Origin of the sequence: Kribbella antibiotica, from assembly GCF_004349055.1 — a bacterium.
Lineage (GTDB): Bacteria > Actinomycetota > Actinomycetes > Propionibacteriales > Kribbellaceae > Kribbella > Kribbella antibiotica.
The window spans coordinates 1-21283 of sequence record NZ_SMKX01000152.1 but is presented as its reverse complement, the minus strand read 5'-3'; the positions used below and the strand labels follow the sequence as shown (position 1 = coordinate 21283).

The following is a 21283-nucleotide window of genomic DNA, read 5'->3' as shown; positions in this document are numbered from 1 at the left end:
GGTGTAGACGCCGCGGTCCCAGGCGGGTTGTTCTTGGGGGCGGAGGTGGAGGCCGGTGACGCTGACGACGCTACGGGGTGGGAGGCCGGCGCGGACGCGTTCTTCGACCTTGGCGACGACCTGGCGGCCTAGCTCGGGGCCGAACTCTTCACCGGTGCGCCACTCCGGTGGGCGGCGGGTGACCCAGGTGGTGCTGGCTACTGCAGAGATCTCGGCAAGGAGCTGTACGGCGGACGCGCCGCCGCCGATCACGAGCACCTGTTGGCCGGCTAGCTCCGCCGCACCGCGGTAGTCGGCAGTATGCAGCTGGCGGCCTTGGAAGGTCTCGATCCCCGGGTACCACGGGATGAACGGCCGGTTCCACGTCCCCGTCGCGTTCACCAGCGCTGCAGTCCGGTACGTCGACTGGTCGGTCAGGACCTCGAATCCGCCGGGAACCCGCTGCACGCTTTCCACCACCACCGGCCGCACGACCGGCAGCCCGAACCGCTTCTCGTACGACGCGAAATACGACGGCACGAACTCGTTCGCTCGCTCCGGCCCAACGCTGTCAGGCACCGGAGCACCCGGCAGGTTCGCGATCCCGTGCACGTCGTGCATGGTCAGCGAGTCCCACCGGTGCTGCCACGCACCGCCTGGCGACGGATTGCGATCCAGTACGACGACCTCCTCGTACGGCGTGAATCCCATCCGCACGAGGTGATACGCGGCCGACAACCCTGCCTGGCCGGCGCCGATGACCACTAGCTGATGCACATGAGTCACAACGCCGGCCGGAGGGTTGATCTTCCCGACTACTCGTCAGCGATGAGGCGATCGATCTTCTCGTGGTAGCGCTGGCCGGTCTTGCCGCCGATGACTGCGGCGAGCAGTGTCACGACGATCAGTGCGACTGCGGCGATCACACCGCCGGTGGCCAGTGTCCCGTTGGACAGGGCGACGTCTGGACGCTGCAGGTCACTCAGCCAGTCGTACTGGCTGTTCAGCAGTGCTCCGGCACCTGCGGCGAGGACGGCGACCAGGACTGCCACCATCCACACGCCGAATCCGTTGCGCGCGCCGTCGAAGCGGGCCAGTCGGCCGGCGACGTACCCGCCGCTGTAGAAGGCCACTGCGATCACCACGATCGCCATGACGGAGGCGGTGAGTCCTGCGGCGGCTGGTGCGGCCTCGGCGTCGCCGCGGCCGTAGTCCAGGATCTCAGCGGTCAGCAGGGCCACGGCGGAGACCGCAGCGGACAGCAGGACCGACATGGCGATTGCGATCAGCCAGCCGAAGAAGGCTGCGCCGAACTTGAACCCGCGATAGACCAGCAGGGCTGCGTCGGCCGCCGGCGGGCGGTCCGCGGCGACCACTGGCTGGTCCGGGACGGTGGTCACGTTACTCATCGTCGGTTCTCCTCACAGGCGAGCTTCATGTCACCGGTACCCGTGCGTGAGCGACCTGACACGGTAGCGCCCCAGACTTAACCTGGCTCTGAGTTACCTGGGTAGCGGCGTGGTGTGAACACCAGCGGCCCGGCCGGCCGGGAGACCGTCCGGGTCTGGGACGAGCCGATGAGCAACAGGCACCGCATGTCGACAGTGTCCGGGTCCAGCGAGCCCAGCGTCGTCACGGTGACGGTCTCAGCAGACCCGCCGACGTTACGACCCACCACCACCGGTGTGTCGGCGGAACGGTGTTCCAGCAGCAGGTCTCGCGTTGCGGCGACCTGCCAGGTGCGGGACTTCGAAGCAGGGTTGTAGATCGCGATTGCCAGATCCGCAGCCGCAGCGGCGGTCAGACGTTGTGCGATGACCTCCCACGGCTTGAGCCGGTCCGACAGCGACAGCACGCAATAGTCGTGTCCCAACGGCGCACCGACCCGGCTGGCAACCGCCTGCGCCGCAGTCATCCCAGGCAACACCTGTACGGCGATGTCCGCGTACTCCGGTTCGGAAGCGACCTCCGTGACCGCACTGGCCATCGCGAACACGCCGGGGTCACCGGACGACACCACGACCACCGCAGAACCCTTGCGTGCAAGGTCCAACGCAAACGCAGCTCGCTCCGACTCCACCCGGTTGTCGGACCCATGCTTGCGTTGCCGCGCGCGGTCCGGCAGCCGGTCGACGTACGGGCCGTAGCCGATCAGGTCGTCCGCCCCGGCAATCGCGGCGCGTACCTCCGGCGTCATCCACTCCGGACCAGCCGGACCGAGCCCAACCACCGTGACCGAGCCTTCGCGCGCAGTCTGCACCGCCGGTGCGCTGAAGCTGGTGTTGTTGATCGGACTGGGCAGCAGCGCCAGTGAGAAGTAAGGAACCGCGTCCGGATCGACCTCTGACAGCGGTGCGATCCGCTGCTCCGAGGTGGTGGCGCGTTCGACGTACCAGGCCTCGTCAGCACGCCCAGCCAGCTCAAAAGCCTCACGGACGTTGCCAAAAGTGCGGCCCAGCTTCATCACTGCAGCCGCATCCGTGTTCCGCAGCCGCTCCGCCAGCACATCCGGCGGCAGCGTCCCCGGCAGCACAGTGAGAACCTCATCGCGCTCACACAACGGCCGACCCAGTACGGCGGCCGCCGCGCTCACCGATGTCACCCCTGGAACCACCTCACACGGGTACCGGTCAGCCAGCCGCTTGTGCATGTGCATGTAGGACCCGTAGAACAGCGGATCCCCTTCAGCCAGTACGACGACATCGCGGCCCGCATCGAGATGAGCAGCGAGCCGGGCGGCGCACTCGGCGTAGAACTCGTCCATGGCGCCCTGATAGCCACCAGGGTGGTCAGTGGTCTCGGTGGTGAGCGGATAGACCAGGTGTTCCTCGATCTGACCGTCCCGCAGGTACGGCGCAGCCACGGAGCGCGCGATGCTGCGCCCATGCCGCGCACTGTGGAACGCGATCACGTCCGCAGCGCCGATCAGCCGCGCAGCCTTCACCGTGACCAGTTCCGGGTCACCCGGTCCGAGTCCTACACCCCACAGCTGTCCGGTCACTCTTCCTCACTCGCAATCGCATTCACAGCAGCGGCGGTGATCGCACTGCCACCACGGCGCCCCCGCACGACCAGGTACTCCAGGCCGAGTGTGTTGGCCGCCAACGCCTCTTTGGACTCGGCAGCACCGATGAACCCGACCGGAATCCCCAGTACGGCGGCCGGTCGCGGACCGCCCGCAGCGATCACCTCAAGGAGCCGGAACAACGTGGTGGGTGCGTTGCCCACCGCAACGACCGCACCGGCCAGGTGCTCGGTCCACAGGTCTACCGCGGCCGCACTGCGCGTCGTCTGCAACTTCGCAGCGAGCTCCGGCACACCAGGTGCGCTCAATGTGCAGATGACCTCGTTGTCGGCTGGCAGCCGTCGTCGAGTGATGCCCGCAGCGACCATCTGCGCGTCACACAGGATCGGTGCGCCGTTCTGAAGTGCGGTGCGCGCGTTCTTGACCACATTGGGCGACCAGGCCAGGTCTGCCACCAGATCGGTCATCCCGCACGCGTGGATCATCCGGACCGCGACCTGGGACACGTCGGCAGGCAGGTGGTCCAGGGAAGCCTCGGACCGGATCGTTGCGAACGACCGCCGGTAGATCTCCGCGCCGTCCTGCACGTACTCGAACCCGCTCACCACGTCTCCCTAAACTCACCGTCGACCAGATACCCGTTGCCAACAGCAAGTATGTCGACAAAGACACCTGCCGGCTTCCCGCAGCGGCGTTCGCAACCGGACCAATGGACCCGGCGTCCGTCCCGCACCAGCCGAGGCATGACCTGCCAGGCGTCACTGCGCACATCCGCCAGTGCCTTCGCACATCCCGGTTGCCCCGCACACGCTGTCACACCGCTCCACGCGGAGTCCGGTGTTGTGATCAACCCGACTGCCTCTAATGGCGCACTGGCGACCGCAGGTAGCACGACCGAACGCCATGGCGTCACCCGAATCCACTCGGCAAGCTCCGCCAGGACGGCAGCTTGCCCGGAAGTCAGACTGCCCAGCGGGACGGTCACTACGCGAGCAGACCCATGCACACCAGCCTCAACCGGCACTCCGGTCACCAAAGGCTCATCAGTCGGCTCCAGCCCGAGCTGCGCGAAGATGCGCCGCTCACCATCGACAACCTCAGCGATCCGCCACTCGGCCGCGTCCCGAACCTCCAGGAACGCAGCGGCGGCGGCCAGCATCACCTCGACCACCTCGCCCCAGTCGAGGCGCACACCGCGCGTACCAAGGCTTAGTAGCGCCGTACGGGAGTCAACGGCTTGGACCAGGACATCGGCTCCGGAGTCCACCAAGTCTCCGCGCCCGTCATCCAGCGCGAACAGGAACCGCCCTGGCAGCTCAGCCAGTCCCGGATGCGCACACAGCGCCCGGTCCAAGGCGCTAGCCAGCGGCAGTACGTCGTACCGGCCGTCGAGACCGGACAGAGGGGAGACGAGGATGTTACGGACCCGCTCATGCGTCAGTGACGGGAGCAGCCCGGCCCGGTAGAGGCGGTCCGACAGCTCCTGCGGCCCGTCCGGTCGCAGGGCGCGGATCTGGAGGTTTCCGCGCGACGTGAGCTCAAGGCGCCCGTCGCCGAGGTCCAGCGACGCAGAGCGCAGTACGTCGAGCTGCGTGACGCTCAGCAATCCACCGGGCACGCGGATCCGGGCGAGACCGCCGTCAGCCGCTTGGTGCACTGCCAGCACACCCGGGCACCTGTCAGCTGAAGTCCTCACCACACCCGCGATGCTACGTGTCGGTCGCCTGTGCTCTGAACCACGTCACGACTCCCACGGTGATCGCAGCGCACACGCCACCCACGACCATCGCGCTGGAGGCCGACCAGGCGTCCACGACCACCCCACCCACCAGCGCACCCAGCGATAGCACGGCCTGGAATGACGAGGTGAACAGCACAGTCGCGGCCTCGCGGGACCGCGGAGCCGCCGCCGCGAACATGCTCATCGTGCAGACGGGCACACCGCCGTAGCCGAGTCCCCACACCACCAGCAGAACAACGGCTCCCAGCGTCGTGTGCCCGAAGAGAGGCAGGAGCAGCATCGCAACAGCCATCAGACCGGCGCAGGTGGCGAAGGTCAGCCGGAGGTTGCGGGCTGCCGTCGTACCTGCGACGAGGTTGCCGGCCAGTCCGGCAACGCCGTACACGAGCAGGAGCACGCTGGTGTGTTCCGAGTGCAGGAAGGGCGTGACATAGGTGTACGCCGCGAAGTGGCCGATCACGATCAGGCAGGTGGCCAGCAACGCCCTGTGGCTGCGGAGGAGCGCAGCGCGCAGTACGGGCAGCCGAGTCACCTCCAGCGGCGGTAGCGGAGGCACTGCCAGGTAGAGAATCACCATCACGACCAGGGACAGCACACCGAGCGCAGCAAACGACGTACGCCAGCCGAGCAGCTCTCCGAAGAAGGTCCCGGCCGGTACGCCGAGCACCGTGCCAAGCGGAACCGCGGAGAAGATCACTGCGGTCGCTCGGGCAGTCCACTCTGCAGGGACGAGTCGTTGGGCCAGTCCGGCGCCGATCGACCAGAAGCCGCCGATGGTCAGCCCGACGAGGAAGCGGGCCACCAGCTCAAGCCAGTACGACGGTGCGGCCGCCGCCAGGAACCCAGCCGCCGCGAGCAACGCCATCAGCGCGCAGAGCATCAGCCGACGGTCGACGCGGGAGGTGGTCACGGTGATGACTGGCGCGGCGACTGCGGCGACCAGACCGGGCATGGTCATCAGCCAGCCCGTGCGGCCGGCGGTCAGACCGAACTCCGCGCCGATCGGGGTGAGCAGACCAACCGGCAGGATCTCGGTGGTGACGATGGTGAAGATTCCCAGCGTCAGCGCGGCGACCCCGAGCCGATGCGTGGCCGGCGTACGGGTCAGTTCGATGGTCATGGCATCCAGCAAACCGGCCGCCCGCCCGCCGGACCGGCGGATTTGCGACACTGCGGCGGGATCTGACGTGCTCGTCGCTTTCTCGCCATCACCAAGACTTGTCGGTGCGGGCTGGGAGGCTTGAATGCATGGCACTGAGAGAGCGGCCCTGGCCGGATGACGACCTGACGTTGCAGCAGTCCGTGGTTGGGTACTTCCAGTTCGTCCACAGCACTGTGGTGAACAAACTGGACGGTCTGACCGAGGAGCAGGCGCGGGCGACGCCGCTCCCGACCTCGCCGGTGATGAACCCGCTCGGCCTGGTGAAGCACCTGACCGCCGTCCAGCGGCAGCACATCCAGCGCACCATCGGCGGTCATGACCTGCCCTCGCTGTGGCGGTCCGACGACCACGACTACGAGTTCCGCGTCGGCCCGGACGAGACAATCGCCGGAGTCGTTGCGGCGTACGACGCGGAGTGGGAGCTGTCCCAGCAGACGCTGGCAGCGGTCGACTGGTCAGCGTTCGTGACCGGCCACCACGGGCCGATCCGAATCGGGCGGTTCGTGGCTGACGTGCTCCAGGAGTCCGCCCGGCACCTCGGCCACCTGGACATCGTCCGCGAGCTGATCGACGGCGGCAAAGGGGAGTGATCCGGATCGAGATCATCTGACAGCAGATAATCTGGAATCATGGCCATTCCTGCAGGCGATCGTCGACCGCGTGCACCGCGAAACCCTGGCCGCGCTGCCCGCAGATCGCCGTACGGCGTTCGTCGAGGCGCTGGAGAGTCTCACCGACGGCCAGCTCGCCAAGCCGGTCGATGCACAGCCGGTACGACGTGGCAGGCAGCGGACCGGATGATCTAATGCCCGCATGGAGATCGTGGTCATCGGTATCGGAGCAGGTGATCCGGAGCAGCTCACGCTGCAGGCGGTGGCGGCGCTGAACCGGGTCGACGTGTTCTTCGTGCTGGACAAGGGCGACGTCAAGCAGGAGTTGGTCGACTTGCGCACCGAGATCCTGCAGCGGCATGCGACTGGCAAGGAGTACCAGGTCGTCATCGGCCGGGACCCCGAGCGTGACCGCTCCACTGCGGCGTACGTCGAGGCTGTCGACGACTGGCGCCGCCGCCGGGCCGATGTGTGCGCGGAGCTGATTGCAGCGAACCTCGGTGCGGACCAGGTAGGCGCGTTCCTGGTGTGGGGCGACCCGTCGCTCTACGACAGCACGCTGGCCATCCTCGACGACATCCTGGACCGCGGTGACCTGTCGTTCGAGATCGAGGTGATCCCCGGCATCAGCAGTGTGTCCACACTGGCCGCGCGGCACCGCATTCCGCTCAACCAGGTAGGGCGGCCGGTGCAGATCACCACCGGGCGCCGGCTGGCCAAGAAGTGGCCGGAGGGTGTGGACGACGTGGTGGTGATGCTCGATGCGCGCACCTCGTTCACCGCACACCTCGATCAGGACGCGACCATCTACTGGGGTGCCTATCTCGGTACGCCGGATGAGCTGCTGATCGCCGGTCCGGTCCGTGAGGTCGCAGCGGAGATCGAGAAGGTGCGCGCCGAGGCCCGCGAGCGCAAGGGCTGGATCATGGACACCTACCTTTTGCGCCGCCAGTAGACCAAAGGTGCTGAGCACCACTGCGCGTTCTGGGCGGGCCTTAGCTAGCGCGCTTGCCCAGCCGGTCCCAGATGCGCATCAGGACTGGTGAGAGCAGGAGCAGCAGCATGGCGTAGAAGGTGATGCCCGGGACGAAGGCCGCCAGCAGGAAGGCGATCAGCGTCAGCCCGGTCAGCAGGAAGGAGTTGTTGAGCTCGCGACGGCTGATCGGGTCCTCCGCATTCTCCAGTTGGGGATGGCCCTGGATCAGCCAGGTCATCGCCGTTTGGCAGGCGCTGAGGGCGAGAATCGTCCCGGTGTAGATCCCGGCGGTGAACTGGGTGCTCGGGTAGCTGCCGACGATCTCCGTCGGGAACGGCAGGAGCACGATCGCCAGCAGCCACAGCAGGTTGATGCGAATCAGCAGCGGGGTGTAGGCGCGGACGTGCTCGAACACCCGGTGGTGATTGAGCCAGAAGCTCGAAATCACCACGAAGCTGAGCAGGAACGAGTAGATCTGGGCCCGGTGGTCGGTGATCACCTCGAGCGCGGTCAGGCCCTCGGCCCTGGACTCGGTGACCACCTCGACCAGTGGCAGCACCAGCAAGGTGACCGCGATCGCCACGACAGCGTCCGTGAACAGGACCAACCGATCCGGATTCCTCGTCATACTCACGGCCGACACCCTACTGACTGCGGATCACGTGTCCGGCAGGGAGACCGTCGACAAGGTGATGCGGTCCTTGCCGGGCGCGGCGCGGAGGTAGGGCTCCACCAGGGCCTGCAACCCCCGGCGGAGGGTGTCCAGGTCGTCGCTGTCGACGTAGAGCGACATCTGGTTGTAGCCGAACTGCTCGCGCCGGCTGTCGAGGTATCCGCGCTCGACGACCCGGTCGTAGTCGGCGGTGAGCTGGGTGAGCACCAGCAAGAGGGCGCGCCGGTGCTGGTCCGGTGTCATCGCGCGGGCCTCGTCCTCCTCGATGTGGGCGACATCGGAGGACTGGTCGACGGTCAGCGTCCGCTCCACGGCGCCCCGGATCCGCCGCTCGCGGACGACCGTCAGTACGCCGCCGTCGATCAGCGCGGCCACGTGGCGGTAGAGCGTGGTCGCCGGGACGTCGGGCAGGTCCTGTCTGAGGTCGGTGGTGGTCACCTCGCGGCCGAGCACCCGCTGGATGATGCGCCAGCGGATCGGGTGCAGCAGGAGGTCGGCCAGCGGGGTGGCCCGCGACGGTGAGGGTTCAGTCATGGTTTGCCCCTATTGATTCCAAGTGTGGAAATAATACTCTTAGTGGAATCAATCGCCTACGACCGAGGAGACTGCCGTGTCCGACCACCAGCAGCCCGATAGTCCGAACCGCCCGGGGATCTCGCGGCGCACCATGCTTGCCGCCGCAGCCGTCGCCGTACCGGCCAGCGCTCTGGCTGCCTCTCCAGCCATCGCCGCCCCCACCGCTCCCGTCGCGACAAAACCATCCCGTACGACGCCTGCACCGGTCGGGCGGCTGTTCGACAAGGTCGAGGCCGGGATGGCGAAGTACGCGATCCCTGGTGTCGGTCTGGGCGTCTGGTACCGCGGCCGGGAGTACGCGCGCGGTTTCGGCGTCACCAGCGTCGACAACCCGTCCCCGGTGACCGCGGACACGGTCTTCCGGATCGGCTCCACCAGCAAGACCTTCACCGCCACGGTGATCATGCAGCTGGTTGAGCGCGGCCTCGTGAACCTGGACCGGCCGGTTCGGACGTACCTGCCCGACTTCGCCACAGCCGATCCCACTGTCGGCCCTCGGGTCACTGTGCGGCAACTGCTGAACCACTCCGCCGGCTGGCGAGGCGACACCTTCCTCGACACCGGTGACGGCGACGATGCACTGGCCCGGTACGTCGCAGGGCTGTCGGCGGCACCGCAGCTGACGCCACTGGGCGAGGTGTTCTCGTACAACAACGCAGCCATCGGTGTCGCCGGCCGGATCATCGAGGCCGTCACCCGGAAGCCGTACGAGACAGCCACCCGGCAGATGCTGATCGACCCGCTCGGTCTGGCACACAGCCGGTTCTTCCGCAGCGAGCTGGGCGGCTTCAGCGTTGCTGCGTCGCACAACATCGTCGACGGGAAGCCGGTCGTCGAGCCGTCGTTCGACGCGATGCCACGCAGCCTGCACTCGTTCGGCGGTCTGATCTCCAGTGCGCAGGACCAGTTGCGCTATGCGCGGTTCCAGCTCGGCCACCACGGATTCCCGCGGTTGCTGCGCGACCGGACCCGAGTGGCCATGCAGTCCAACCCCGGACCGGGCGGCACGCTGTTCGTCGAGATAGACGGCGTCGGCGTCGGCTGGATGATCCGTCCGACCGCAGAGGGCCCGAAGGTGATCCAGCACGGTGGTGACTGGAGCGGCCAGCACTCCGGCTTCCTCATGGTGCCGAAACGCGACTTCGCCCTCACCGTGCTGACGAACTCCGAGAGTGGTCCGGCGTTGACGGCAGAGCTGTTCGGCGGCGACTGGGCACTGGCCGAGCTGGCCGGCGTCCACAACCTGCCCGCCGTACTGCGTCCGCTGCCGCCGAACCAGTTGGCGTCGTACGAGGGCACCTACGTTGCCAGCCAGGTCGGTATGGACGGCGTGGAGAGCTCGTTCGGTCTCGACCTGAAGGCTGACCAGGGGCAGCTTCTAGGCTCGGCTGATGGGCAGCCGGCCCTCCGCCTCGGCTTCTACCGTCGGGACTACGTGCAAATGCTCGGGCTCGACGGCACACCGGAACACACCCGCGCCAACTTCGTCCCGGGACCGGACGGCAAACCCGCCTTCCTCCGGTTGGGCGGCCGCCTGTTCCGCCGGCAGACCGCGGCCGGCCGGAGCGCTGCGGGTCGTCAGCTCACGAGTCTCGCCGAACTGACGCGTCCCGTCCGCTGACCAGCAACAGCAGGTCCTGAGCGGTGCCGGTGACAACCTCACCGGCACCTGCCACGGGTGGTCAGCTCCGGACAGACAGCTCGGCCAGTCGCTTCTCCAGGTATCTCCGGTCGGCCTCCGTCGTGGCCAACTCGGCAGCCTCTTGGTACGCCGCGGCTGCATCGGTACGGCGGTCGAGTCGACGTAGGAAGTCGGCCCGCGCGGCCGGGAGCAGGTGGTAGCCGACGAGGGACCCAGCCGCGAGCTGATCGACCAGTGTGAGTCCGACAGCCGGTCCGTCCGCCATACCGATTGCTACTGCGCGATTGAGAGCGACAACCGGGGTCTGGGGAAGCTGTGCGTAGAGGCCTGCGATCTGCGGCCAGTCTGTGTCGGCTGCGGTCCGGGCGGTCGCATGACATGCAGCTATTGCGGCCTGCACCTGGTACGGCCCCGGAGCGCGTCGCTGCAGAGTGCGGTCGAGTAGGTCTTCGGCCTCAGCGATCAGCTCACCGTTCCAGCTCGTCCGGTCTTGTTCGTCGAGCGTCACGAGGACACCGTCGGGGGAGAGGCGTGTCTCTCGCCGGGAGTCGTGTAAGAGCATCAGCGCAAGGAGTCCGGCCGCCTCTGGCTCGTCTGGCATGAGCTGAACGAGCAGTCTGGCTAGCCGAATGCCCTCCTCAGTCAGAGTGCTGCGGGCGACATCGGAGTACCCCTCGTTGAAGAGCAGGTAGAGCACCGCGAGTACGGCAGGAGTCCGCTCGGGCAGGAGATGCGCCGGTGGCACGCGGTACGGAATTCCGGCGTACTGGATCTTCTGCTTCGCCCGCGTGAGCCGCTTGGACATAGTGGGCTCACCGACGAGGAACGCGCGCGCGATTTCCGCCGTACTGAGCCCTGCCAGTGTCCGCAGCGTCAGTGCGACCCGGGCCTCCATCGCCAACGCCGGGTGGCAGCAGGTGAACATCAATCGCAGCCGATCGTCCGGCACGTCGTACGCCGGCTTCTCGGGTTCGTACGCCATGGCCGCCACCTCCTGCAGCTTCGCCGTACCGACTGCTTCGCGGCGCAGCCAGTCGATCGCGCGGTTGCGCGCAGTGGTGGTCAACCAGGCACCCGGCTTGTCCGGTACGCCGTCGCGTGGCCAGCGCTCGAGAGCCGCGGCACACGCCTCTTGGGCGCACTCCTCGGCCAGCTCCCAGTCCCCGGTCATCCGGATCAGCGTGGCGACCACCTGTCCCCACTCCGCCCGGAAGACCTCGGCGTACGTCAAAGCACCGGACGGATCTCGATCGTGCCGTAGCCGGCCGCCGGGTGCTTGGCAGCGATCTCGATCGCCTCGTCCAGGTCGGCACAGTCGATCAGCACGAAGCCACCGATCTGTTCCTTGGTCTCCGCGAACGGACCGTCGGTCAGCAGCAGCTCGTGGTCCCGGACTCGCACAGTGGTCGCCTCGGTGGGCGGCCGCAGCCCGGCTCCGCCGGTGATGACACCCCGCGCCTCCATCTCCTCCGACCAGCCGCCACAGCCGTCGTTGGCGTGCTCCGCGGCGCTCTCGTCACCGGCGATCATCAGCAGGTACTTCACAGTCGTCCTCCGAGTTCTCGACGTACTAACAGTTCACCGACGAACCACCTGATCGGAAACAGACGCGACCTACACTGCGTCTATGCCTGACCGTACCCAGACCATCGCGTACCCGGCGCCCGGATCGCGGCCGTCTCGACGAGACGAAGAGCCGCTGGCACCGCATGTCATCGTGCTGTTCGGTGCCACCGGTGACCTCGCCAAACGCAAGCTCCTGCCCGGTCTGGCGTACCTGCAGCAGTCCAAGTTCGCCCCCGACGTGCGCATCATCGGCTCGGCCACCGAGGACCTGACCGCGGACGAGTTCCGCGAGCGCGCCCGCCAGGCGGTGGAGACGTACGGGACGCACCGGATGAGTGACGACGAGTGGGCGCAGTTCGCCGGCCGGCTGGACTACGTGCCGGTCTTGGCCGGTCCAGGGCCACTGGCCGAGGCAGTGAACCGGGCGGAGGAGCTGCTCGGCCCGGATGCCCGCCGCCTGCACTACCTGTCGGTGCCGCCGAAGGCAGCCCAGGCAGTGATCGCCATGCTCCGTGACGCCGGACTGGTCGAGCGGGCCCGGGTGGTGATGGAGAAGCCGTTCGGTGACGACCTGGCCAGCGCCATCAAGCTGAACGACTTCGTCCACGAGACCTTCGACGAGTCGCAGGTCTTCCGGATCGACCACTTCCTGGGCAAGGAGGCGGCGCTGAACATCCTCGCCTTCCGGTTCGCCAACGGGCTGTTCGAGCCGATCTGGAACCGCAACCACATCGACCACGTGCAGATCGACATCCCCGAGGAGCTCGGGCTCGACCAGCGCGCCACCTTCTACGAGCCGACCGGCGCGTTCAAGGACATGGTCGTCACGCACCTGATGCAGGTGATGTCGTTCGTCGCGATGGAGCCGCCGACCGCCCTGGAGCCGCGGGCGATCTCGGAGGAGAAGAACAAGGTCTTCCGGTCGATGCTGCCGATCCAGGCGGTCGACGTCGTCCGCGGCCAGTACTCCGGCTACCGCAACGAGGACGGGGTCGCGCCGGACTCCGACACCGAGACCTTCATCGCGCTGAGGGTCGAGATCGACAACTGGCGCTGGGCCGGCGTGCCGTTCTTCCTGCGGACGGGCAAGCGGATGGCGCAGGGACAGCGGATCATCTCGATCGCCTTCAAGGAGGCGCCGAAGACGATGTTCCCGACCGGTTTCGGCGCCGAGGGCCCGGACCACCTGACCTTCGACCTGGCCGATTCGTCCCGGGTCTCGCTGTCGTTCTACGGCAAGCGGCCCGGGCCGGGGATGCGGCTGGAGAAGCTGTCGATGCAGTTCTCGACGCAGGAGACCAAGAGCGCCGGTGACGTCCTGGAGGCCTACGAGCGGCTGATCCTGGACGCCATGCGGGGCGACCACACGCTCTTCACGACAGCCGAGGGCATCGAGTCACTCTGGGAGCGGTCCGCACACCTGCTGGAAGATCCGCCGGCGGTCAAGACGTACCAGCCCGGCACCTGGGGCCCGAACGCCATTCACCAGCTCATCGCGCCGCGCGCCTGGCGGCTGCCGTTCGAGCGCGAGTGGCGCGAGCACAAGCCCAAGGACTAAGCGTGTACCGCGGCGACTGCCTCGCGGATCGGACCGCGATGCAGTCCGCCGTGGCCGGGCAGTACGACGTCGCCGTCCAGATCTACAAGCGGCTTCAGCGCGGTGAGCAGGTTGGCCGGATCGCCGTGCTGGAACAGCGGCGGGATCAGCTGCGGACCAGTGGCCGACACGATCTTGTGCCCGGTGACCAGAGCGTCGCCTGTGATCACCACGCCGGCTGACGGCACGTAGTACGCGGTGTGGCCCGCAGTGTGACCGTGAGTCGGCACGGGGATGGGCTTGCCCGGTAGGTCAAGCGCACCGTCCGTTGGGAACGCCTGGACATGTGGAGCCGTCACGTCCTGCAGAGCGCCGTTCCGGATGATCCCGACTGCCCAGGGGAGCACACCGGGCCGCCAGAGGTTCTTGACCAGCTTGGCCGGTGTCAGCTGATCCAGGTAGTCCCGGTGCGCGTGGCCGACCTCGGCCGGATCCGCGTACGTCGGTGTGCCGTAGCGGGTGTGGAAGGGGCCGATGGCACCCATGTGGTCAGCGTGCGCGTGCGTGATCAGGATGGCTCGCACGTCTTCGGGGCGGCCGCCGATCGCTCGGACCGATGCCTCCACGGCGTCGGCGTCCCCGGGGTAGCCACCGTCGATCAGTGTCAGGTCCGAGCCGTCGCGCAGGATCACCCAGTTGACGGCAGATCCCTGGACGAAGAAGACGTTGTCCGCTGCTTCCACCACGCCGCTGTAATTCACGCGCATGATGGTACGGGGCCTGATGGTACGAAATTGTCCCCGGCGACCGGTAACGTCCCGTGCCGTGAACGTTGAGGAACGGATTCAGGAGCTGGCCGGCCGGATCGTCGAGCTGCGCGACGCGTACTACCAGGGCTCGCCCGTGGTCGCGGACGCGGACTACGACGCGATCGAGGACGAGCTGCGCAGCCTGATCGCCGCGAACCCGGAGCTGACACCGGAGCCGAACCCGCTGGATCAGGTGGGCGCGCCGACCGTGCTGCACGCCCCGATCCGGCACTCGCGCCCGATGCTGTCGCTGGAGAAGTCGACGAAACCCGAGCAGGTCGAGGCGTTCTTCAGCAGGTTCCCCGGGCAACCGGTCGTGGTGATGCCGAAGCTGGACGGGCTGTCACTCGCTCTTGTCTACGAGGACGGCCGATTCGCCCGCGCGATCACCCGAGGCGACGGCACCACGGGTGACGACGTGACGCCGCTGGTGCGAGCGCTGACTGACGGCGTACCGCATCAGATCGACGCACCGGGGCGCGTCGAGGTGCGGGGTGAGGCGGTGATGCTGAGGTCGACCTTCGTGGCCTACAACGCAGCGCATCCCGACAAGCCGCTCATCAACCCGCGCAACGCGGCGGCCGGCACCCTGCGGGCGAAAGACCCAGCCACCGTGTCCGAGCGGCGGCTCCAGTTCCTCGCCTTCGACCTGCAGACCGATCCGGACAGCACCGAGGCCGATCTGGAGCGCGGGCTCAAGACACTCGGCTTCACCGCCGCCGACATGAAGCACTGCTCCGACGCCGCCTCGGCCCAGGAAGTGATCACCGGCATCGAGCAGCAGCGCAACGAACTCGACTACGACCTGGACGGCGCCGTACTGCGGCTTGCCGATCGAGACGCGTATGCCGCGGCCGGGACCCGCTCCAACTCGCCGCGTGGCGCGCTCGCGTTCAAGTTCGCGGCCGAGGAGAAGACGACGATCCTGCTTGAGGTTCGCTGGGATGTCGGCAAGACCGGCAAAATCGCCCCGGTCGCTTGGCTCGAGCCAGTCTTCGTCGGCGGCACCACAGTCACCCGCGCGACCCTGGCCAACCAGGAAGTCATCAAGGCCCGCGGGATCAAGATCGGCGACACCGTCCTGGTCCGCCGAGCCGGTGACGTCATTCCGTTCGTGGCCGGGGTGCTCGACGCATCCCGTCGTACCGGCGCGGAGCAGGACATCGTGCCGCCCACGCACTGCCCGTCTTGCGAAGAACCGCTGACCGAGCAGGGCAACAGCCGCGAGCTCTTCTGCACCTACACCGGCTGCCCAGCCCAGACAGTCCGCCGCCTCATCCACTGGGCGTCCCGCGCGGCAGCAGACATCGACGCGATCGGTGGCGTCTGGATCGAACGCCTGGCCGAATCCGGCGATCTCGAAAACCCCTCGGACTTCTACTCCCTCACCAAAGAGCGCCTACTCGAGTTCGACCGCGTCGGCGAAGTCTCCGCCACCCGCATGATCGACTCCATCGAAACCAGCAAGCAGGTAGGCCTCCGTCGAGCCCTCATCGGTCTAGCCATCCCGATGGCTTCAGAAGGCACCGCCGCCCGTCTCTGCCGGGCTGGATTCCCTTCCCTGGAAGCCGTTATGGAAGCAGGCGAAGAAGGCCTGGTGGCTGTCGACGACATCGGCGCCAAGGTTGCCTCCTCCCTCATCGAACACCTCAACCGCCTACAGCCAGAGCTCGACCGCCTCCGCGCGGCGGGCGTCTCCCTGGACGTCCGCGACGAAGACCTCCCACCTGTAGTCGCAGCTGGCGCCCCCTTGGCCGGCAAAACCGTAGTAGTCACTGGCTCCATCTCCGACCCTCGCACCGGCGAAAAAGTAGGCCGCCCAGCCTTCCAACGCCTCTGTGAGCGAGCCGGTGCCACCATCGCCTCATCTGTGTCGGCCAGTACCGACTACCTCATCACCGGCGCCGACGTCGGGGCCGCCAAGATCACCAAGGCCGAAAAACTCGAAGTCGAGGTCGTCGACCAATCCGAGATCTGGAAACAGCTCCTCGACGCCGGCGTCGCCTAGCGGTCGGTATCTGTCAGGGCTCGACGCCCCAGCTGAGGGTGCCGTTGGAGTAGCCGGTGACACGGTCGAAGTCGGTGAGGGTGCTGCTGACGCGGTAGCTGTGGTCATCAAGCTGATTGAAGGCAGACCAGTCGGACTTCGCCACGCGGAACTGCAGGTCGCCGGTGGTTGCGCCGGGGGCGAGGCTGCCTGCGGTGAAGGTGACCTCCAGGTAGGCGTCCGCCCCGGTGCGGGGCGTACTCAGCTTGACGACCCTGGCTGCGACATTGGCGCAGCCGACCTGCGCCCAGTCGCACCACACCTGGTAGGTGGGCGAAGGAGCGTCGCCGGTGAACCAGTACCGCAGCGACACGGTGGACAGGGCCACACTCGTCGTACCGCGATTGGTTGCCTGCAGGGTTGCGCCGATCTGACCGGACGTCGCGCCGGACGAGCCCTTGTGCTGCACGGCCAGGGTGCTCGCCGGTGTCTGTGTGGTGTGCACGGTGATTGGGGCGGAGCCGGTCGATAGGTTGCCGGAGGCATCTTTAGCCCGGACGGAGAACGTGTACGAGGTGTCCGGTGTCAGGCCGGTGACCTGCCGGCTCGTTGTGGTGGTGGAGCCGACGACAGTTGCGCCGGCGAGGACGTCGTAGCCGCTCACACCCACGTTGTCGGTGGATGCGGCCCAGCTCAGTACGACGCTACTGCCGGTCACTGCCGACGCTGTGAGCTGAGTGGGCGTGCTCGGCGGCACACTGTCGACTGTGCCGCTCGGCTCGACACCCCAGACCACCTTGCTGCCCTGGCGCAGCACGATCCGGTCTGTCTGCGCGACCGCGTTGCCGGTACCTAGGCCGACGGCGGACCAGTCGTTGGTCGGGTCCCATGTGCCCGAGCTGGTGATGCGGAACTGGACCTCCTTGCGGAACGCCGACTGCCCGGCCGGGCTCACGCCAGTGCAGGGGATCTCCACGTAGTACGTCGAACCGCTGTGCTGGATCGGAGCGCTCGCCGTACCGCACTGGTTGTAGTTGGTGGTCACACTGATCTGGCTGGGGGTAGTGGTGCCATCCAGCGTGAAGTAGTAGCGCAGTGCTCCGCTGAACGTCCGTGCGGGCCAGGCGCTCTTGTTGAGCACGAATGCCTTGATCTCACTGAACTGTGCGCCCGACTGGCTCAGCGACGCCTGCACTGTCAGCTCGGGGCCGTCCGGGGTTTCCGCCGCTGGGAAGTTCGCCACGGGATTTCCGCCGTACTCCTGGTACAGCCGAGCCAGTGCGCTGGTGAAACCGGCGTTGTAGTCCAGTGCGACCTCGTTCATCACGTAGTCGCTGCGGCTGTCGACGTATGCATCGTCATTGCTCTTCGGGCCGCCGACCAGAGCGCCGTACAGGGTGTGCCTGCTGATGGCCGGCTCCTGAATGCTGTCGCTCCAGGATCCGTGCGCGGTGCGGTGATGCGGGTTGCGTGGTGGGTTGGCGCCGAAGCCTATGAGATAGCTGGAGTTGCGGGGGTTGGCGCCGAGTGCGTAGTCGATCTGCCGCGCACCGAAGTCGTGATAAGTCCTGGCGCGTGCACTGTCCCGAGTGGCGAGCCAGTCGGAGTACACCAAGGCGACGAACGCGGTGTTGGCCGAGTAGCGCAGCGATCCCCAGGTGTCGAGCACTGCCTGACCGCCGGGGGAGTAGCGGACTCTGCTGCCGTTGTAGCCGGTCGTCCAGTAGTCCAGCCACCTGTTGGCGTCGGTGACGTACGCCTGCTCACCGGTCAGTCGGGCCATCAACACATAGGCGCCGTAGGCCTTGTCGTCCCAGGCGATCGTCCACCGGTACGACCGCTCGGACGTCTGCGACTCGGTCGAGAGCTTCTGGTACTCCGCCTTGGCCTTCGTCAGGTAGACCGCGTCACCGGTGGCGCGGTACAGCCAGATCGCGCCCCAGACCAGCTCGTCCTGATAGCCGCTCCAGGAGTTGTAGAACTTGGCCGCGTCGGTGATGCAGTCGCTGTACTTGCCGCGATAGGTGTCCGCGAAACTGTAGAGCTGCTTCGCGTGCGTCACCAGAGTCGCCGCGTACGCAGGGTCGGAGTTCTTGAACACCATCGAGGCCGAGGCCATCGTGGCGGCGTACTCACCGGCGAGGTCCGAGCCGGGACACGACGGATCCACCTTGTACGACGGACGCGCCATCGGCATCACTTCCGCGGAACCCCACCAGGCGTGGTCGGGGTCGCCGGCGCCGACCTGGCCATAGACCACGTTCGGGGACGGATGCGCCTTAATGATCCAGTCGGTGCCCCAGCGCAGGTTCGCCAGCAGGGGATCGAGCTGGCCGGAGCCCACGTACGCGTCGCGGTTCTCCACCGCACCCCAGGCCAGCATCGACATACTGAACGCGAACGGCAGCCCGAACTTGACGTGGTCGCCCGCGTCGTAGAACCCGCCGGTCAGATCGAGCCCGGCATCGCTGCCGTCCTGCAGCGCCGAGTCGGCGCGCCAATTGACGCGATTGTTCGCCGGCAACTTGCCGGAGCGTTGGGCGTCGTAGAACCAGATGGCCTTCTGCAACGCCTCGCCGTAGTTGAAGGCCGCCGCCGCTGAGGCGGTCGGCGGCGGCGGGCTGATCAGGGCGGTGAGCAGGACGGCGAGGGCGGTCATCACTCGCAGGAAGCAACTTCGCATATGAGCCTCCGAGGGGCGGTTCCTCGGGAGCGTAGGGATCTGCGCTGCTCTGGCACAGGGCGTTAAACGTTTCGGATGCGGCGGGGGCGGAAGTTTGCCATGAGCTGTTTACGGGCGGATGTCCGCCGGTTACAGTTCGGCAAACTTGGGAGCGCTCCCATTCTTCGTCCGCCCCGACGCTGCGAGGTCCCTCATGCGATCAAGAAAACCGTTCATAGTCAGAGTGACCGCCGTCCTGGCGGCTGCGGTCGCCACCATCACCGCCGGCCTGACGGCGGTCGACGCCACAGCTGCGCCGACGGCGAGCGGGTGCAGCGTCTCGTACTCTGTGACGAGCCAGTGGCAGGGCGGCTTCAACGCCGACGTTGCCGTGACCAACCTCGGCGCCCCGGTCGACGGCTGGCAGTTGGTCTGGACGTGGCCGTCCGGACAGCGTTCCACCCAGGCGTGGAACGCGACCATCACGACCTCCGGAAGCCGGGCGACGGCCAAGGATGCCGGCTACAACGCCAGGATCGGCACGAACGCGAAGGTGTCCTTCGGATTCACCGGCACCTGGACGGAGCCGAACCTGGTGCCGACCTCGTTCGAGCTGAACGGCGTTCTGTGTACTGGCAGCGCGAGCTCCGACGCGATGGCCACGGTGGCGGCGATGCAGCCGGGCTGGAACCTGGGCAACACACTGGATTCCACCGGCAGCGACGAGACCTCCTGGGGTAACCCGCGGGTCACGGAAGCTCTGCTGGACCAGGTGAAGGCGCAGGGCTTCAAGAGCATCCGCATCCCCGTGACGTGGAGCCAGCACCTGGGTTCGGCGCCGGGCTATCCGATCGAGGCGGCGTACCTGGACCGCGTCAAGGAGGTCGCGGGCTGGGCGACCGCGCGCGGCCTCTACGTGATGATCAACCTTCATCACGATTCGTGGCAGTGGATCAACACCATGCCGACCGACCATGACGGCGTACTGACCCGGTACAACGCGGTCTGGACGCAACTGGCCGAAGCCTTCAAGCCCTTCGGGTCCAAGCTGACTCTCGAGAGTGTCAACGAGCCGCAGTTCGCTGGCAGCTCCGGCCAGGCGCAGGAGGTGCAGTTGCTCAATGAGCTGAACACCTCGTTCCGTGACATCGTGCGCCGCTCCGGCGGCAACAACGCGACCCGGCTGCTGGTTCTGCCGACGCTGCATACGTCGTCCGACCAGGTGCTGCTGGATGCGCTGGCGACGTCGATCCAGGGCTACAACGACCCCAACCTGATCGCGACGGTCCACTACTACGGCTACTGGCCGTTCAGTGTGAACGTTGCCGGCGGCACCCATTTCGACGCTACCGCCCAGAAAGATCTCACCGACTCCTTCGACCGGGTCCACGCCACCTTCGTCGCCCGCGGTATCCCGGTGATCCTCGGCGAATACGGCCTGCTCGGCTTCGACCGCCACACCGGCACCATCCAGCAGGGCGAAAAACTGAAGTTCTTCGAGTACCTGGGCCACTACGCGCGGGCCAAGCAGCTGACCACGATGCTCTGGGACAACGGCCAGCACCTGGGCCGCACCTCGTTCCAGTGGAGCGATCCTGAGCTCATTGCGCAGCTCAAGTCGAGCTGGACCACCCGCTCCGGTACGGCGTCCACGGATCAGGTGTTCAGCGCCAAGTCGACCGCGATCACCGCCAAAACCATCACCCTGAACCTCAATGGCACCTCGTTCGTGGGGCTGCGGCACGGCACCACCGAACTGGCACGCGGAACCGATTACACGATCCAGGGCGACCAGCTCACCCTGACCGCGGCGTTGCTGACGAGGTTGAGCGGGGCCCGGGAGTACGGCACGAACGCGATTTTGTCGGCCCGCTTCTCCCAAGGCGTGGCCTGGCGGATCAACCTCATCACGTACGACGCGCCCGTGCTCGGCAACGCGACGGGGACGACCAGTGCCTTCACCCTTCCGACCGCCTTCCGCGGCGACCTGCTGGCGACGATGGAAGCCAAGTACGACGACGGCACCAACGCAGGTCCCCACGACTGGACGTCGTACAAGGAGTTCGACCGCGCCTTCGCTCCCAACTACGCAGGCGGAGTCACCACGCTGACGCCGGACTTCTTCACCGCGGTCAGGGACAACGCGCGGGTGACGTTGACGTTCCACTACTGGAGCGGCACCAAAGTCACCTACTACGTCACGAAAACAGCCAGCACAGTCACCGGTACGACGACCTGACCCGAGCGGCGAAGCCCCCAACCACAGGCCACCCGCAACCCGGCAGCGAACCCCAGCCACAACCCAGGGGGTCCGGGGGGCGGAGCCCTCCCGGGGCG

Annotated in this window: 19 protein-coding genes; 7 read left to right on the top strand and 12 right to left on the bottom strand. The window is 67.1% G+C overall.

Features of this window, described 5'->3' with window-relative positions:
* From E1263_RS34640 to E1263_RS34615, 6 genes are all read right to left on the bottom strand, one after another.
* Nucleotides 1-756 (bottom strand): FAD-dependent oxidoreductase (locus E1263_RS34640; protein ID WP_238161808.1); only part of this gene is annotated, 756 nt, incomplete at its 3' end.
* A gap of 38 nt (nt 757-794) precedes the next feature.
* Nucleotides 795-1388 carry a hypothetical protein gene (locus tag E1263_RS34635; protein ID WP_238161806.1) on the bottom strand — a complete coding sequence of 198 codons (594 nt, stop codon included), beginning with the start codon at nt 1386-1388 and terminating at the stop codon, nt 795-797.
* 77 nt (nt 1389-1465) lie between these two features.
* Nucleotides 1466-2980, bottom strand: a complete 1515-nt coding sequence (locus E1263_RS34630; RefSeq protein WP_132175230.1) for a precorrin-2 C(20)-methyltransferase — start codon at nt 2978-2980, stop codon at nt 1466-1468.
* On the bottom strand, nt 2977-3612 hold the full coding sequence (locus E1263_RS34625) for a precorrin-8X methylmutase (RefSeq protein WP_132175228.1): 636 nt from the start codon (nt 3610-3612) through the stop codon (nt 2977-2979). The genes E1263_RS34630 and E1263_RS34625 overlap by 4 nt, the downstream gene beginning before the upstream one ends.
* Nucleotides 3606-4670 (bottom strand): nitrite/sulfite reductase, encoded by a 1065-nt coding sequence (locus tag E1263_RS34620; protein ID WP_238161804.1) that lies wholly within the window; start codon nt 4668-4670, stop codon nt 3606-3608. Before E1263_RS34620 ends, E1263_RS34625 begins: the two co-directional genes overlap by 7 nt.
* A gap of 43 nt (nt 4671-4713) precedes the next feature.
* Nucleotides 4714-5865 carry an MFS transporter gene (locus E1263_RS34615; RefSeq protein ID WP_132175224.1) on the bottom strand — a complete coding sequence of 384 codons (1152 nt, stop codon included), beginning with the start codon at nt 5863-5865 and terminating at the stop codon, nt 4714-4716.
* A 128-nt stretch (nt 5866-5993) separates the two neighbouring features.
* Between E1263_RS34615 and E1263_RS34610 the strand changes: the two genes are divergently transcribed.
* The 3 genes from E1263_RS34610 to cobF all read left to right on the top strand — a co-directional run bounded on the left by E1263_RS34610 (nt 5994) and on the right by cobF (nt 7473).
* Nucleotides 5994-6497, top strand: a complete 504-nt coding sequence (locus tag E1263_RS34610) for a DinB family protein (RefSeq protein ID WP_132175222.1) — start codon at nt 5994-5996, stop codon at nt 6495-6497.
* A 70-nt stretch (nt 6498-6567) separates the two neighbouring features.
* Entirely contained in the window at nt 6568-6708 is a 141-nt protein-coding gene (locus E1263_RS42960) for a hypothetical protein (RefSeq protein WP_165956849.1), read from the top strand.
* Between the two features lie 12 nt (nt 6709-6720).
* Nucleotides 6721-7473, top strand: coding sequence for a precorrin-6A synthase (deacetylating) (cobF, locus tag E1263_RS34605; protein ID WP_132175220.1), 753 nt, complete (start codon nt 6721-6723; stop codon nt 7471-7473).
* Between the two features lie 40 nt (nt 7474-7513).
* Here cobF and E1263_RS34600 read toward each other — a convergent pair whose 3' ends face one another.
* Complete coding sequence (locus E1263_RS34600; protein ID WP_238161812.1) at nt 7514-8122, bottom strand: TMEM175 family protein; 609 nt, start codon at nt 8120-8122, stop codon at nt 7514-7516.
* Nucleotides 8123-8152: 30 nt separating this feature from the next.
* Nucleotides 8153-8701: a helix-turn-helix domain-containing protein gene (locus E1263_RS34595; RefSeq protein ID WP_132175216.1), complete on the bottom strand. Its 549-nt coding sequence runs from the start codon at nt 8699-8701 to the stop codon at nt 8153-8155.
* A gap of 76 nt (nt 8702-8777) precedes the next feature.
* Between E1263_RS34595 and E1263_RS34590 the strand changes: the two genes are divergently transcribed.
* Nucleotides 8778-10364: a serine hydrolase domain-containing protein gene (locus E1263_RS34590; protein WP_202869198.1), complete on the top strand. Its 1587-nt coding sequence runs from the start codon at nt 8778-8780 to the stop codon at nt 10362-10364.
* A gap of 61 nt (nt 10365-10425) precedes the next feature.
* Here the strand turns inward: E1263_RS34590 and E1263_RS34585 are convergent, their stop codons facing one another.
* Complete coding sequence (locus E1263_RS34585; protein ID WP_132175214.1) at nt 10426-11616, bottom strand: RNA polymerase sigma factor; 1191 nt, start codon at nt 11614-11616, stop codon at nt 10426-10428.
* Complete coding sequence (locus E1263_RS34580) at nt 11613-11930, bottom strand: YciI family protein (protein ID WP_132175212.1); 318 nt, start codon at nt 11928-11930, stop codon at nt 11613-11615. Before E1263_RS34580 ends, E1263_RS34585 begins: the two co-directional genes overlap by 4 nt.
* Nucleotides 11931-12012: 82 nt before the next feature.
* On the opposite strand from E1263_RS34580, the gene zwf reads away from it, so the two are divergent.
* The gene (gene zwf / locus E1263_RS34575; RefSeq protein ID WP_132175210.1) at nt 12013-13509 is read left to right on the top strand and encodes a glucose-6-phosphate dehydrogenase; all 1497 of its coding nucleotides are present in this window, start codon (nt 12013-12015) and stop codon (nt 13507-13509) included.
* Here the strand turns inward: zwf and E1263_RS34570 are convergent.
* On the bottom strand, nt 13506-14249 hold the full coding sequence (locus E1263_RS34570; RefSeq protein ID WP_202869197.1) for an MBL fold metallo-hydrolase: 744 nt from the start codon (nt 14247-14249) through the stop codon (nt 13506-13508). The genes zwf and E1263_RS34570 overlap by 4 nt on opposite strands.
* A gap of 64 nt (nt 14250-14313) precedes the next feature.
* Between E1263_RS34570 and ligA the strand changes: the two genes are divergently transcribed.
* A complete protein-coding gene (ligA, locus tag E1263_RS34565; protein WP_132175206.1) occupies nt 14314-16305 on the top strand; it encodes an NAD-dependent DNA ligase LigA in 1992 nt (663 codons plus the stop codon).
* Between the two features lie 13 nt (nt 16306-16318).
* Here ligA and E1263_RS34560 read toward each other — a convergent pair whose 3' ends face one another.
* Entirely contained in the window at nt 16319-18943 is a 2625-nt protein-coding gene (locus tag E1263_RS34560; protein ID WP_202869196.1) for a glycoside hydrolase family 9 protein, read from the bottom strand.
* 247 nt (nt 18944-19190) lie between these two features.
* Here E1263_RS34560 and E1263_RS34555 point away from each other — a divergent pair, with 247 nt between their 5' ends.
* The gene (locus E1263_RS34555; RefSeq protein ID WP_202869195.1) at nt 19191-21185 is read left to right on the top strand and encodes a cellulase family glycosylhydrolase; all 1995 of its coding nucleotides are present in this window, start codon (nt 19191-19193) and stop codon (nt 21183-21185) included.
* Nucleotides 21186-21283 lie beyond the last annotated feature (98 nt).

Coding starts and splice junctions, on each gene's coding strand:
- E1263_RS34635 (WP_238161806.1), bottom strand. CDS start 1,388: ATGAGTAACGTGACCACCGTCCCGGACCAGCCAGTGGTCGCCGCGGAC.
- E1263_RS34615 (WP_132175224.1), bottom strand. CDS start 5,865: ATGACCATCGAACTGACCCGTACGCCGGCCACGCATCGGCTCGGGGTC.
- E1263_RS34610 (WP_132175222.1), top strand. CDS start 5,994: ATGGCACTGAGAGAGCGGCCCTGGCCGGATGACGACCTGACGTTGCAG.
- cobF (WP_132175220.1), top strand. CDS start 6,721: ATGGAGATCGTGGTCATCGGTATCGGAGCAGGTGATCCGGAGCAGCTC.
- E1263_RS34600 (WP_238161812.1), bottom strand. CDS start 8,122: ATGACGAGGAATCCGGATCGGTTGGTCCTGTTCACGGACGCTGTCGTG.
- E1263_RS34595 (WP_132175216.1), bottom strand. CDS start 8,701: ATGACTGAACCCTCACCGTCGCGGGCCACCCCGCTGGCCGACCTCCTG.
- zwf (WP_132175210.1), top strand. CDS start 12,013: ATGCCTGACCGTACCCAGACCATCGCGTACCCGGCGCCCGGATCGCGG.
- E1263_RS34560 (WP_202869196.1), bottom strand. CDS start 18,943: ATGACCGCCCTCGCCGTCCTGCTCACCGCCCTGATCAGCCCGCCGCCG.